The organism is Paraburkholderia tropica, assembly GCF_914484835.1.
Taxonomy (GTDB): Bacteria; Pseudomonadota; Gammaproteobacteria; order Burkholderiales; family Burkholderiaceae; genus Paraburkholderia; species Paraburkholderia tropica_A.
Genome location: NZ_CAJZAR010000044.1, coordinates 171,101 through 184,255 on the forward strand (window position 1 = coordinate 171,101; position 13,155 = coordinate 184,255).

Genomic DNA, 13,155 nt, shown 5'->3' on the forward strand with positions numbered 1-13,155 from the left:
CATCGCGATTTCAATTTCCCATTTGCGATAGTCGAATCAATAAACAGAGAAAATCTGGAGACAAATGAAAAGGACCCTTCTCGCAGCGTCTGCTGTCGTCTCGTCTTGCGCTTTTTCCACCGCGCAGGCCCAATCCTCCATCACCCTCTACGGCATTGTCGACAACGGCATCGAGTATCAAAGCGGCGGCGGCGCGAATCACGTGATTCGCGCCTCGTCAGGCGGCCTGTTCGCGACCGTCTACGGCCTTTATGGACATGAAGATATTGGCGGCGGCGTTCATGTCAATTTTCAGCTTGAGCAAGGTTTTTCGGCCGTGAATGGCGAAGCGCAGAATTCAGCCGACGCCTTTAACCGTCTCGCATGGGTCGGCATGTCGGGCGGCTTCGGCGAATTCCGTTTTGGACGGCAAAAGAAACCGCAATATCTTTATCTCGACGGCGAACTCGATCCACTGGCCGCGAAATCCATTGCCTCGCCGCTCAATGATTTCGATGACGTCTCCGTACGCGCCAGCAATGCCATTTCCTACTTCACGCCGGAGTGGCATGGCTTAACCGCGCAAGTACTGGTGTCATTGCGCGATTCGACCACCAAGCCTTCGAACGGCATTCAGTCGTATAACGCCGTGGTCAAATACATCAACGGGCCTTGGCATATCGCGGCCGGTTACGATCAGCAGGACAACGCGGCCGGCACCTCGGTTCAGAAAGTCTTTACCGCGGCGACTTCGCTCAAGGTGGACGCGGCGCGTTTCTATTTCGTCTATCACACGGAAACGCAATCCGATCACAGCCAGAACGAAGCGACGTATTCTGTCTCCGCCTCGTACCTGTTCAATCCCGCCAACGAAATTGCCCTGATGTACGGCTATTTGCATGACCGGACCGGCAATGGCAACAATGCGCAGCAGTTCGGCCTGTCTTACGAGTACTTCCTCTCGAAGTCGTCGCTGATCTATATGGCTGCGGGTCTGATCGACAATCGAGGTGAAGCGGCTTATACGCTCAACGGCACCGAGTATTCGGGCATCGACGTCACGCCTGGCGCAACCGCCAAAGGCATCATCATTGGGTTGACGCACAAGTTCTAAATGTGCGACGCGTATCGGCCTGCCTTGCGCAGCGCCGGTACGCGTGCCGCATTTTCATCGGCTCAAGTCGCCGGATTGCGACGATCCATTCGCCACCGTGCCGAAGCCCGACGTATCGCCGCCAGCAGGCTTTTGCACGGCCGTTTTAACCTGCGCGGCTTGCATTTGACCGTTCGGATAATCGGTCCAGTCGAGCGGACCATAACCACCCCGCTCCGCCTCGATGAGGCTGGCGCGAACTTCCGCGCGCGTGAGCGGCTGCGGGCTTTGCTGGGCGAACGACACGATCGGCGCAGCAAGAACAAGAGCAGCGATAACGACTTGATTGAGCTTTTTCATTTTGGCCCGCCTTGCGTGTGTGTTTGAGATTCGCCGACTGACTTTCGTCATCTGGCTTTCGCCAATTAATCAGCATTACGAACAAACACAGTCTAGCAAACCAAAACATCAGGGTAAACACCTAAATTATTATTTTCGTTTACCGCTACACCCTGCATTTTCCAGCACGCGAAAGAGGCAAAATTCCCAAAAGGAATCTCGCCTCTCATCACTCGATTTAAAAACGCCGGCGATTAAATCGAAGCAACGGGCTCGCCATCGACAATACGCCACACGCCCAGCGGATTCGCGTCATGCAACGCTTCCGGCAGCAACGCTTCCGGCAGATCCTGATAACAGACCGGGCGCAGGAAGCGGTCGATCGCGGTCGCGCCAACCGAGGTGTACATCGCGTTCGACGTCGACGGATGCGGCCCGCCGTGAACCATGGCGTGACACACTTCCACGCCAGTCGGAAATCCGTTCGCGAGAATGCGGCCCGCTTTGCGTTCGAGCACCGGCAACAGGCGCTTCGCTTCGGCAACGTCGGCGGCGTCGATTTGCAGGGTGACGGTCAATTGCCCCTCGACATGCTCGGCGATTTCCAGCAATTCGTTGAAATCGCGCGCGCGCACCACCACCGAAGCGGGACCGAACATTTCGGCTTCCAGTTCCGGTGCATCGAGCAGACGCGCGGCATCGGTGACATACAACGCGGCCTGCGCCGCGTTCGCACGCTCGCCCGCCGGGACGCCCTCGGCCACTTTTTGCACACCTTGAATCGCGCCGGCGCTTTGCGTACCCGAGCAGTACGCATCGAAGATACCGGGCGTCAGCATCGTTTGCGCGGGCTTGCTCGCCAACGCCTCGCTCGCCGCTGCGATGAAGCGTTCGAGATCGGGGCCATCCACCGCGAGCACGAGGCCGGGGTTCGTGCAGAACTGGCCCGCGCCCATCGTCAGCGAATCGGCGAATGCCTTGCCGATGGTTTCGGCGCGATTCGCCAGCGCGGCGGGAAACAGAAACACCGGATTAATGCTGCTCATTTCCGCATAGACGGGAATCGGGTCGGGGCGCGCATTGGCGAGACGCACCAGTGCCATGCCGCCCTGGCGCGAACCGGTGAAACCCACCGCCTTGATCGCCGGATGCGAGACGAGCGCTTCGCCGAGTTTGCGGCCCGCGCCAAACAGCAGCGAAAACGTGCCTTCAGGCAGACCCTGCGCCTTCACCGCTTGCTGAATCGCACGGCCCACGAGTTCCGACGTGCCCAGATGCGCGCTGTGCGCCTTCACGATGACGGGCGCGCCCGCGGCCAGCGCGGAAGCCGTATCGCCGCCGGCCACGGAAAAGGCCAGCGGAAAATTGCTCGCGCCGAACACGGCGACCGGCCCGAGCGGCACTTTCGCGAGACGCAGATCCGAACGCGGCAACGGCTGACGCTCCGGTTGCGCACGATCGATCGTCGCGCCGAGGAAATGGCCGTCGCGCACCACTTTCGCAAACAAACGCAATTGCCCGACCGTGCGCGCGCGCTCGCCTTGCAGACGCTGAACCGGCAAGCCGGTCTCCGCGTGCGCGCGTTCGATCAAGGCGTCGCCCAGTTCGAGAATATGGTCGGCAATGGCTTCGAGAAACGCCGCGCGCCGTTCGAGCGAAACGTTACGATAAACGTCGAATGCCTCGGTCGCGAGCGAGGCCGCGCGATCCACTTCCGCGCCGCCGCCCATGCCGAATCGAGGTTCCGCGATTTCCGTGTTGGTCGCGGGATTGAATGCGCGCTGCTCGCCTTCCGTGCCTCGCACCGAAGCGAAGCCGATCAGCATGTCGCCATTGAGAGTCATATGAATATCCTGGAACGTCCTGTTCATGGCTGATGGCAAAGCCAGTTCACTGCGGGGCGCACGAGCGGCGGCGAAGATGGCGGATAAACGCACCACGAGCCGTCCGCGTGGCGAAAGAAGGCAATCTCGATCGTTCCAGACGATCGCGCGACTTCCACCTTGACCACGCGCCACGGCATGGATTTCGAGCGACCGGGCCGCGTCACGCGGAGGTGCCGGCTCTGTCCGAGCCAGTCGTCGACGAGCGCGCGAAGTGATTTTCGCTTTCCGCTCATAAGCGTCTCCCTGCTTCGCGAACGTGTTGGCGTCACCCTGAAGCGTCTGCTGCGTAGCTTTCGTGCGCCAACACCCACGCCCTGAACCGGCATTTCTCGATTGAAGAATGCAACCGGTATCTTCGGCTCACGCGCGCGCGCCGTCTATTGAAAGTAATCGCCCGCGCTTTAACCGAAACGTTAAGTCGATGCGCAATCAATGCAGCGTATCGCGCTGCGCCAACGGTTTGAACAGTCGGCTCCACGCGACGCTGACGACGATCGTCGCGCAGCCGCCGAGCACGACCGCGCCGATTGCGCCCATCGCCGCTGCCGTCACACCCGATTCGAATTCGCCGAGTTGATTGCTCGCGCCGATAAACAGCGTGTTCACCGCCGACACGCGGCCACGCATGCGATCCGGCGTTTCGAGCTGAATCAGCGTCTGACGCACGATCACGCTGATCGTGTCCGCGCCGCCCGAAATCGCCAATAGCAGCAGCGAGAGAACAAACGAATGCGAAATCCCGAACGCGACGATGGCGCCGCCATACACCGCCACGGCGATCAGCAGCTTTTTGCCCACGCCGCTGCGAATCGCGTGCCGCGACAGCCACAGGCCCACACCCAGCGCGCCCACTGCGGGCGCGGAACGCAGCAGGCCCAGCCCTTCCGGCCCCATGTGCAGAATCTCCTTCGCATAGACGGGCAAAAGCGCCGTCGCGCCGCCAAAGAGCACGCCGAACAGATCGAGCGAAATGGCGCCCAGCAGCAGCGGATTGCTCCAGACAAAACGCAGGCCGGCCAGCACCGTTTCCGCCGTCACGGGCTCGCGCGGCGGCGCAACGTGGTCGTAGCGGATCAGCGCGTACAACACCGCGCTCACGCAGAACAGCGCGGCACAAGTGAGGTAAAGCGCTTCGATGCCGGTCGCGAACAGCAAGCCACCCAACGCGGGGCCGGCGATCACGCACACCTGTTGCACCGACGTGCTCAGCGCCATCGAGCGCGCGAGCAAACTCTGCGGTACGAGCATCGGCAGCAGCGCCTGTTGCCCCGACATCTGAAACGGACGTATCGCGCCGAGCACCAGCGAAAGACCCAGCAGCAGATCGCGCGTCACCGCATGCGTGATCGTCGAGAAGGCCAGCAGCGCTGCGATGGCGGCCTGAATCGCAAGACACACAGCGACGATGCGGCCGCGATGCAGGCGGTCCGCGCAATGTCCCGCCACGAGCGTCGTGGCGAGTCCGGGAACGAACTGAAACAGGCCCACGAGGCCGAGATACCACGCGCTCCCCGTGAGGTCGTACATATGCCAGCTGATCGCGAGCATGAGCATCTGCTGCGCGGCGATGGAGCCGACGCGCGCGCTCAGAAAGCGCGTGAGCGGCGCGTGGCGCAACAACGGCGCCAGACCGGGATGCGCATCGAGCGCCGCCACGGCGGGTTCTTTGAATCGACTCATGACGGCTTCCAGCCTTGCTTGTTGTAAATATCAGTGTGAGTTTTTTAAACGATGGCTGGCGTCAAACCACGGCGATGCGGCCCGATCACGACTCCGCGCGGAAGGAATGCGCCTCGTTTTCCGGGGCGGCTTGTTCGGTTTCGTTGACTTTCGGCGCCCACTTTCGGCGCAGCAATACCACGGTGCTCGTGGCTCCGAGCAGCAGAAATACGAAAATCGCCGACATCGGCAGCGTATAGCTGTGCCCCACGTGCAGCAGCCAGCCCGAGAGACTGGCGGAAACGCCGCCCGCGAGACTGGTGGCCACTTGCTGCAAGCCGGTATTCAAACCCACGGCCTGTTTCGGTATCAGCGTGAGTTTCACCAGCGCGAGATTATTCGCGGTCACGAGACCTAATAAGGAAAGCGAAGCAATATTCCAGAACAGCGCTTCCTGCGGCGTGTTCGCATACGCGCCCATCAATACCGTCGTGCCGCTGATGAACCCGGTCACGATAAACGCCTTGCGTATCTTCACGGCGTCGTGGCCGCGCGCGATCAAACGGTCCGCCGCCCAGCCCGCCAGCGCGGCCACGATGGCGATTCCAGCAAAGCTGAAAAACGTATACACGCCCGACTGCCGCAACGAGAGCCCGCGCTGCTCGACCAGGTACGCGGGCATCCACGTCATGCAATAGAACACGAAATAGCTGTAGCAGAAGTTCGTGATGAGCCCGCCCCACACCACCGGGCTCACGAGCAGATTGCGCAACGGCACCGAAGCCGCACGACGCCGCGCCGCCGCCAGTTCCTCGCGCGACGGAAAATCACTCTTGAGCATCCATTGCCACGGCACCAGCCAGAGCAGTCCGGCGAGTCCGGTCACGACGAACATCGCCTTCCACGAGCTCGTGGCGATCAGCCAGGCCGCGATCGGCGCGCCCAGCGCCGGTCCCATCTTGCCGCCAATCGAATAGATGCCGAGCGCCGTGCCCTTATGCGCCTCGTCGAAGTTGTCAGCGAGATAGCGATAGGTGGCGGGCACGACCACCGCCTCGGCGACGCCGATCAGCAGCCGCACGAGTATCAGCGCCGACAACGTGGTGACGACGCCCGTTGCCGCGGCCGCAAGACACCACAGCAGAAAGCACACGCTGTACGGCCACTTCACGCCATAGCGGTCGACGATCCAGCCCATCGGCATCTGCATCAGGCCATAGGACCAGAACATCGCCGAACCGAGCCAGCCGCGCTCGACGTGCGTGAGCGCGAACTCATGCACGAAGTGATGATCCGCGAGCGCGGCCGACATGCTCGTGCGATCGACGAAGGAGATCATCAGCCCGAGCGCGAGCAGCACGAGGATGCCCCAGCGGTTCGCGTCGCGCGCTGGCTGTCGTTGCATGATCTCCAACTTCTGTCTCCGGATTTTTTATCGGCGCGCCAATTCGCGCCATCGCTCGAACAGCGGGAACAGCGGGAAAAATCAGCCCAGGCTGCCCGTCACATCGTCGAACAGTTCGTCGACGCTCATGCGGTGCGGAATGATCTTCTGATCGAGCGCCCAGTCGATTGCCAATTGCAGGCCCTTGCGGTTCGCTTCCAGCCCGATCGGCGGGAAGATCGCGGGCACGCCTTCGGCGAGCGAGCGGCTTTCCGCAATCATGCGATAAATCTCGCGCACGATATCAGGGCGCGCTTTCGTCAGATCCGTGTGCACCGCGAACATATGATTGATCGGCACCACGCCCGTGCGCGCGAACCAGTCCTTCGCGGATGCGTGCGCGTCCGGCACCAGCGTGCGCACGCGCTCGTCCTTCGGCATGTCCTCGCCGAGCAGCGCGGCGGCCAGTTCGCCCTTGAGCATCATTTCGGGAATCGAGGAACCGGCGGGCAGGCGCTCGCAATTCGACGGATCGCTGTACTCGGCGAGATGGCCGTCGCCGAGCGTCATCCACGTGACCTTGTCGAGATCCACGCCATATTCATGGCGAAGAATACCGCGAATCCACAGCGCCGTGGTTTGCGTGTAGGTGCGCACGCCCACCTTCTTTCCTTCGATATCCTTAGGATCGAGATGGCCAAAATCGATGTTGTAGCCTGCGCAGTGATGCTGGAACCGGCCCGAAATCGGCGCGGGCAGCAGCACGTAAGGCTTGCCGTAGGCTTTGGCCTGCAGGAAGGTGACGATCGCGAGTTCGCCCGCGTCGAACTTGCTTTCGCGCACCATTGCCTTGAAGCCGTTGTGCGCGGGCGTCGGGCCGCAAAAGTCCAGCGTCACGAGATCGGAGCGCACGCGGCCGTCGCGCATGGCCTTCGTCACCGCGTATTCGGACAGATTGGTGCGCAGCGTCGGCACGCCCGTGAAACTCGTTGTCATGAATGTCTCTCCTGGTGTTTGGTATCGGTTGATATCGCGTGCTATCCGCTGATATCGGAATTCGATTTACAGCCGCACTTCGATCAGGCGCGGACCCGGCTCGCGAACCGAATCGTTCATCGCCTTGTAGAAGTCCTCGGCCGTCTCCACGGCAACGCCCGGCACGCCCATGCTTTTCGCCATTGCCAGCCAGTCGATGCGCGGGTTGTCGATGTCGATCATCGAGAGCGCGCGCTCGCCCGGCGTGCCCGCGCCCATGTTCGCGTACTCGGCCTTGAGGATCGCGTAGCTGTTATTGGCGAAGATGATCGTCGTGACGTTCAGGTTCTCGCGTGCCTGGGTCCACAGCGACTGGATCGTGTACATCGCGCTGCCGTCGCCGACCATGCAGAACACGCGCCGGTCCGGGCAGGCCAGCGCCGCGCCGGTGGCAACCGGCGTCGAATAGCCGATCGAGCCGCCCATGTTGTTGATCAGGTCGTGCGGACGCGCGCCCATCGTCAGGTTCATCGATTCGCGGCCCGTGGTCAGCGACTCGTCGACGACGATGCAGTGCTCCGGCAGCGCCGCCGCCAGGGCATGCGCGATGCTCGTGGGATTGAGCGCGCCCGTCGGCACCGGCGTTTCGATACGCGCCTGCAAACGCGGCGCCGTGCCGGTCGCGCCCAGCGCTTCCAGCAGCATCTCGAACGCGAGTTCGCTGTCCTCGTCTTCCTCGACGAGCGGATGCACCAGCGTGCCTTCGGCCTTCAGCAGACTCGGCTTGTCCGGGTACGCGAAGAACGCCACCGGCTCGCTCGTCTCCACCGTGACGATGTGCTTGAAGTCTTTCAGGAACGCCTGCGCCAGCGGCACCGCGTACGGAATGCGCGCGATGGGCACGTGTCCCGCGCCGCGTTCGATACGCGCGGTGAAGAACTGCGAGCCCAGTTGCGCGCCGGTCGCGGCGGCAACCTGGCCCGCGCGTTCGAGCGCTTCGCCGCGCGTCGCCTTGTTGGCGAGAATGATCAGCGTCGGCTCACCCGAGCGCAGCACGCGCGCCACGTGTTCGATGCGCGCGGCGCTCGGCGTCTTGCGGCGGCTTTCTACCGACGCCGGCAAAACACGTTCGGAGTCCGTACGTTGCCACGACGTATCGCCGGGCAGGATCAGCGTAGCGATCTGCCCCGGATGCTCGCTCGCCTTCGCGACCGCCTGGGCCGTATCCCACGCGATGCTATCGGCCGATTCCGCGCGCCGGACCCAGTGGCTCAACGGACGCGCGAGACCTTCGATATCGGAAGTGAGCGGCGGATCGTACTTCAGATGCGAAGCCGAATGCTCGCCCACCACGTTGACCATGCCCGACGACGCGCGCTTCGCGTTATGGATATTCGCGAGACCGTTCGCGAGACCCGGCCCGAGATGCAGCAGCGTCGACGCCGGCTTGTCCTTCATGCGATACCAGCCGTCGGCGGCACCCGTGGCCACGCCTTCGAACAGGCACAGCACACTGCGCATGCCGGGGTTGCCGCCCAGCGCCGCGAGGAAGTGCATCTCCGAGGTGCCCGGATTCGCGAAGCAGATGTCGACGTCCTGTTCGACCAGGGTCGCGACGAGACTTTCGGCGCCGTTCATCAGTAACCCGCCATCTCGCGCGCGAGACCCACGACGCCGTACGTGCGCTGCGGCGCAGACATCAGGAAGCGATAACCTTCCTCGGCGAGACGACGATGGTTCTTCGCCGTGACGTGCGGATGGCCGACGATCACGTTGCGCTTCTTGCAGGTCTCGACGATCTGGCGCATCGCGTCGAGCACTTCAGGATGCTCGTATTGACGCGGCAGGCCCAGTTCCTGGGACAGATCGCCCTCGCCAATCAGAATGAAGCCGATGCCCGGCACATTCGCGAGAATATCGTCGAGATTCTCGATCGCCTGCGTGCTCTCGCACATCAGGCCCACGAGAATTTCGCCTTGCGGCGCGAGCGGCCAGACGTCGGCCTTCTCGTAGTATTCCTGCATCGAGAGACCCCAGTAACGCGCCGCGTTGGCCGGGCCGTCGCCGCGCACGCCCTTCGGCTCGTACAGCGGCGCGTGCTTCGGACGCGCATAGCGGCACGACGCCACCGCGTTATACGCCTGCTCGACGGTCGCGACGTGCGGCCAGATCACGCCGTACGCGCCGCGATCGAGCACCTGCTTGGCGAAGCTCTGGTTCATCTCGATGCCGTTGGCCGGAATGCGCGCGATCGGCGTGACCTTGGTGGCCACCGAACCCGATTCGGCGATCTGCTTGCGGTTGAGCAGGTACTGGAACGCATCGCCCAGCGCGCTCACGTCATACGGGTTGTGCTCCATTTCGAAAACGAGGCCGTCGTAAGGAGCGTCGCTCATTTCGATGGCGGTCTGCTTGTCGAGTTTGGAAAAGGCAGCGTGCGCGGCCTTGCCCGACTCGAGCGCGCGAATGATGCTGTTCAGGCGAATCGTGGACATGGGAATCTCTCTCTTTCGCCGCGCGCGCGCCGCTTTGAATCGCGGCGCACGCGCGGCTGTGTGCAGGTTGGGCGTGCTTCGCTAAAACGCGTTCGATGAATCCGGCAATCAAGCGAGCGCCGGATACAGCGTCTGCGCCGTCTTGCCGAAAATCCAGGCGCGTTCGTCGTCGCTCAGGCAGGCGAGGCCCGCTTGTGCATCGGCGAGAATCTCCGAGAGCTTGCCCGGCGAGGTCGGGAAGTTCGACCCCCACGCCATGCGCTGCGCGCCGAAGGCTTCGACCACGCGCGGGAAGAATGTCTCGGCGCTGGCCTTTTCCTTCTTCACGTCGCCGAAAATGCGCGGCGTGAGCTTCATGTACAGGTTCGGCAGATCGGCGAGCGCGAACAGGCTTGCGGCTTTCGCATACGGCGCGCCGTCGAGCACGTCGGGGCGGCCCAGGTGATCGAGCACGATCTTCGCGGTCGGAAATTTTTCCGCCAGCATGCGCACCTGCGGCATGCCGATCGGGCCCGTCTGGATGCACATCGGCAGACCCAGTTCAGCGAGCATCTCCCATGCCTTGAAAGACTTGGGATTGTCGAGTTCGCTCGGATCGAAATCCTTGGTCGAGCCGCCCGTGAAAATGCGCAGGCCTGCGAGACCCTTGTCGGCCCAACCCTTGATGACGGCGGGCACATCGTCGGCGAGCATGTCGACCGAACCCACGGCCACGAGCCGGTCCTTGTACTGATTGCAGCCGTCCACGACGTAGCTGTTATCGAAGCCGTAAGTCGTCGACGAGTGGACGACGGCGGCCTTCGCCACGCCCGCTTCGTCCATGGCCTCGATCAGCGCCTCGACCGTGTTGGGGCGTTCCTGCGACCAGTCCGAACGCTTGCCGAACAGCGGCGCGGGCGGATAACGCTTTTCATCGTTGGAGATGATGTGCGGATGAATGTCGATGTAGTTCATGGTGTGCGTGATTACAGGCCGCGGGACTTGAGCAGCGCATCGAGGCGCGGATAGACACGGCGTGCGTTGCCTTCGAAAATCGCGTGACGGTCGGCGTCGCTCAGTGCTTCGCAGGCGTCGACGTAGCGCTTGGTGTCGTCGAAATACTCACCGGTATTCGGATCGCGGCCGCGCACGGCGCCGATCATTTCCGAACCGAACAGCACGTTGCTCGTCGGCACAACCTTGGTCAGCAATTCCACGCCCGGGTGGTGATAGACGCAGGTGTCGAAGAAAATATTGTTCAGCAGTCCTTCCAGCGGACGATCCATCATTTCCAGCGACATGCCGCGATAACGGCCCCAGTGGTAAGGCACCGCGCCGCCGCCGTGCGGAATCACCAGACGCAGCGTCGGGAAGTCCTTGAACACGTTGCCTTGCAGCAGCTGCATGAACACCGAGGTATCGGCGTTCAGATAATGTGCGCCCGTGCCGTGATGGCAAGCGTTGCACGATGCGGCCACGTGGATCATCGCAGGTACGTCGAGATCGCAGAGCGCTTCGTAGAGCGGATACCACTCGCGGTCCGTCATCGGCTTGCCGGTCCAGTAACCACCGCTCGGATCGGGATTCAGGTTACAGCCGACGAAGCCCATTTCCTCGACGCAGCGGCGCAGTTCGGCCACGGAATTCTTCGGCGGCGCGAGCGGCGATTGCGGCAGCTGGCATACCGGCACGAAGTTGTCGGAATAGATATCGCACACGCGGCGCACGAGATTGTTCGACACCTCGGCCCATTCGAGGCTGGTGCGCTCGTTGCCGAGGTGATGGCTCATCAGGCCGGCGATCGGCGAGAACAGCGTGAGGTCGCCGCCGCGTTCCTTTTGCAGGCGCAGCTGGCCGTTGCCGACGCCTTCGCGGATCTCGTCGTCGCTCACATGCGCGCCCGAGAGTGCCGGTGCGTTGGCCGGATCGTTGGCGGCGGCGATCTGCTTCGCGCGCCAGTCGCGGAACGAAGCGGGAACGGTCGTGAAGTGACCGTGGCAATCGATGATCATGTTTTCTTCCGTTCGGAATTCAAGAGGCGTACGCGCGTTGAGCGCGTACTTGGCAAGCATTAAACGCGCGGATCGACGAACAGTTCGTCCATCGTCATGCGGCGCGGCGTGAGCCCTTGCTTGAATGCCGTGGCTTCGAGCGCCTCGATGGTCTTGCGGTTTTCCTCGATGCCGTACGGCAGCGGATCGTTGCCGACAATCTTCTGGAGTTCTACGTACTTCTTGTTCTTCTTGTCGGTCAGCTCGCCTGCATTGAGCTTCGCGAGCCAGTCCTTCTTGGCCTTGTCGAACGCGTCGTAGATCGACTTGGCGACCCACGGATGCTCGGCCAGCACCGAGTCCTTCACGACGATGGTGCCGTGCATCGGATAGACGCCCGTGCGCGCATAGTATTCGGCTTCTTGTGCGGCCGCGTCCGGCAGCAGATCCGGGTAATCGGCCTCGACTTCCTTCCAGCCGCCGGTCGGATCGCCAGTGCGGCCGATGCCTGCGTTGCCGTGGAAGCCCGCGACGATCTCGCCCTTCGCCATCATCTCGGCGAGCGACGTGCCGGCCGGCGTGTGAATCACGTTCGAGGGCAGCTTCAGTTGCGTGACGTGTTCTTCGTCGTCGACGACCCAGGTGACCTTCGAGGTGTCGAGACCGAATTCGTCGATCAGCACCTGACGCGTCCACACGCCCGTCGTCACCGAGTAGGCGCGCACGCCGACCTTCTTGCCTTCGAGGTCCTTGGGCGTCTTGATGCCCGCGTCGGGGCGCACCAGCAGGCCCTCGTGGTGGAAGCGGCGCACCACGAAGATCGGCAGCGCGACGAAGGGAGCGCCGTAGGCGCGCGCGATGATGTAGGTGGTGGGCGCGAGTTCGCAGACGTCGAATTCCACGTCGCGGACCATGCGGCGGAAGGCGCCGATCTGCGGATGGACGGTGATGAATTCGGCGTCGACGCCTTCGATGGGGATCGAGCCGTCGCGGATCGCTGCGGTGTGCGGGTGCTCGGCGATGGCGAGCTTCAGGTGGACTTTCTTGGTCAATTCAGTCTCCGTTGGAGTATGAAGTTATTGGGCTGCGCGTGCTGGATTGCTGGCTTGCTGCGTTTGCCCTTGCTTGTTCCTGCGTTGGTGGAATGATCTTGCTATGCGGGCTTTACGTCTATTGAATTAACCTGCGGGGGGGTTAACTGTTTGGTAAAGGCCCTGCGGGGCTGGGTTTGGGGGTGGGGTTTTTGGGCCTGCTGAAGCGGTGTGTTGAGTGTTTGGTTATTGGTGTTTTTTTCTGGGTTTTTTCTGGCTCTTTTTTGCGGGGTTCGTTGGAACCTGTTTTCATGTCGGTCTGCATGTGTTGCCCCTGTGCGGGG

The 13,155-nt window shown here is 62.4% G+C and carries 12 protein-coding genes; 1 reads left to right on the forward strand and 11 read right to left on the reverse strand.

Annotated elements, in window-relative coordinates:
* The first annotated feature begins 64 nt into the window (after positions 1-64).
* Positions 65-1,093 (forward strand): porin, encoded by a 1,029-nt coding sequence (locus LDO54_RS14225; RefSeq protein ID WP_224011310.1) that lies wholly within the window; start codon positions 65-67, stop codon positions 1,091-1,093.
* Positions 1,094-1,147: 54 nt separating this feature from the next.
* Here LDO54_RS14225 and LDO54_RS14230 read toward each other — a convergent pair whose 3' ends face one another.
* From LDO54_RS14230 to LDO54_RS14285, 11 genes are all read right to left on the reverse strand, one after another.
* Entirely contained in the window at positions 1,148-1,432 is a 285-nt protein-coding gene (locus tag LDO54_RS14230; protein ID WP_224011312.1) for a DUF4148 domain-containing protein, read from the reverse strand.
* Between the two features lie 233 nt (positions 1,433-1,665).
* The gene (locus LDO54_RS14235; protein ID WP_224011314.1) at positions 1,666-3,255 is read right to left on the reverse strand and encodes an aldehyde dehydrogenase (NADP(+)); all 1,590 of its coding nucleotides are present in this window, start codon (positions 3,253-3,255) and stop codon (positions 1,666-1,668) included.
* Positions 3,256-3,726: 471 nt separating this feature from the next.
* Complete coding sequence (locus LDO54_RS14245; protein ID WP_224011323.1) at positions 3,727-4,977, reverse strand: MFS transporter; 1,251 nt, start codon at positions 4,975-4,977, stop codon at positions 3,727-3,729.
* An 85-nt stretch (positions 4,978-5,062) separates the two neighbouring features.
* Complete coding sequence (locus tag LDO54_RS14250; RefSeq protein ID WP_224011326.1) at positions 5,063-6,361, reverse strand: MFS transporter; 1,299 nt, start codon at positions 6,359-6,361, stop codon at positions 5,063-5,065.
* 81 nt (positions 6,362-6,442) lie between these two features.
* Positions 6,443-7,336 carry a phosphate ABC transporter substrate-binding protein gene (locus LDO54_RS14255; RefSeq protein ID WP_224011327.1) on the reverse strand — a complete coding sequence of 298 codons (894 nt, stop codon included), beginning with the start codon at positions 7,334-7,336 and terminating at the stop codon, positions 6,443-6,445.
* 66 nt (positions 7,337-7,402) lie between these two features.
* On the reverse strand, positions 7,403-8,953 hold the full coding sequence (locus LDO54_RS14260) for an acetolactate synthase large subunit (protein WP_224011329.1): 1,551 nt from the start codon (positions 8,951-8,953) through the stop codon (positions 7,403-7,405).
* The gene (locus LDO54_RS14265; RefSeq protein WP_224011330.1) at positions 8,953-9,810 is read right to left on the reverse strand and encodes an HpcH/HpaI aldolase family protein; all 858 of its coding nucleotides are present in this window, start codon (positions 9,808-9,810) and stop codon (positions 8,953-8,955) included. The genes LDO54_RS14260 and LDO54_RS14265 overlap by 1 nt, the downstream gene beginning before the upstream one ends.
* 108 nt (positions 9,811-9,918) lie before the next feature.
* Entirely contained in the window at positions 9,919-10,764 is an 846-nt protein-coding gene (locus tag LDO54_RS14270; protein WP_224011331.1) for an amidohydrolase family protein, read from the reverse strand.
* Between the two features lie 11 nt (positions 10,765-10,775).
* Positions 10,776-11,801 carry an amidohydrolase family protein gene (locus LDO54_RS14275; protein WP_224011332.1) on the reverse strand — a complete coding sequence of 342 codons (1,026 nt, stop codon included), beginning with the start codon at positions 11,799-11,801 and terminating at the stop codon, positions 10,776-10,778.
* Positions 11,802-11,860: 59 nt separating this feature from the next.
* Positions 11,861-12,832 (reverse strand): ABC transporter substrate-binding protein, encoded by a 972-nt coding sequence (locus tag LDO54_RS14280; RefSeq protein ID WP_224011333.1) that lies wholly within the window; start codon positions 12,830-12,832, stop codon positions 11,861-11,863.
* Positions 12,833-12,974: 142 nt separating this feature from the next.
* A partial coding sequence (locus tag LDO54_RS14285) for a hypothetical protein (protein WP_224011334.1) occupies positions 12,975-13,155 on the reverse strand: 181 nt, incomplete at its 5' end.

Coding starts and splice junctions, on each gene's coding strand:
- LDO54_RS14235 (WP_224011314.1), bottom strand. CDS start 3,255: ATGACTCTCAATGGCGACATGCTGATCGGCTTCGCTTCGGTGCGAGGC.
- LDO54_RS14260 (WP_224011329.1), bottom strand. CDS start 8,953: ATGAACGGCGCCGAAAGTCTCGTCGCGACCCTGGTCGAACAGGACGTC.
- LDO54_RS14270 (WP_224011331.1), bottom strand. CDS start 10,764: ATGAACTACATCGACATTCATCCGCACATCATCTCCAACGATGAAAAG.
- LDO54_RS14230 (WP_224011312.1), bottom strand. CDS start 1,432: ATGAAAAAGCTCAATCAAGTCGTTATCGCTGCTCTTGTTCTTGCTGCG.
- LDO54_RS14275 (WP_224011332.1), bottom strand. CDS start 11,801: ATGATCATCGATTGCCACGGTCACTTCACGACCGTTCCCGCTTCGTTC.
- LDO54_RS14265 (WP_224011330.1), bottom strand. CDS start 9,810: ATGTCCACGATTCGCCTGAACAGCATCATTCGCGCGCTCGAGTCGGGC.
- LDO54_RS14245 (WP_224011323.1), bottom strand. CDS start 4,977: ATGAGTCGATTCAAAGAACCCGCCGTGGCGGCGCTCGATGCGCATCCC.
- LDO54_RS14225 (WP_224011310.1), top strand. CDS start 65: ATGAAAAGGACCCTTCTCGCAGCGTCTGCTGTCGTCTCGTCTTGCGCT.
- LDO54_RS14250 (WP_224011326.1), bottom strand. CDS start 6,361: ATGCAACGACAGCCAGCGCGCGACGCGAACCGCTGGGGCATCCTCGTG.
- LDO54_RS14255 (WP_224011327.1), bottom strand. CDS start 7,336: ATGACAACGAGTTTCACGGGCGTGCCGACGCTGCGCACCAATCTGTCC.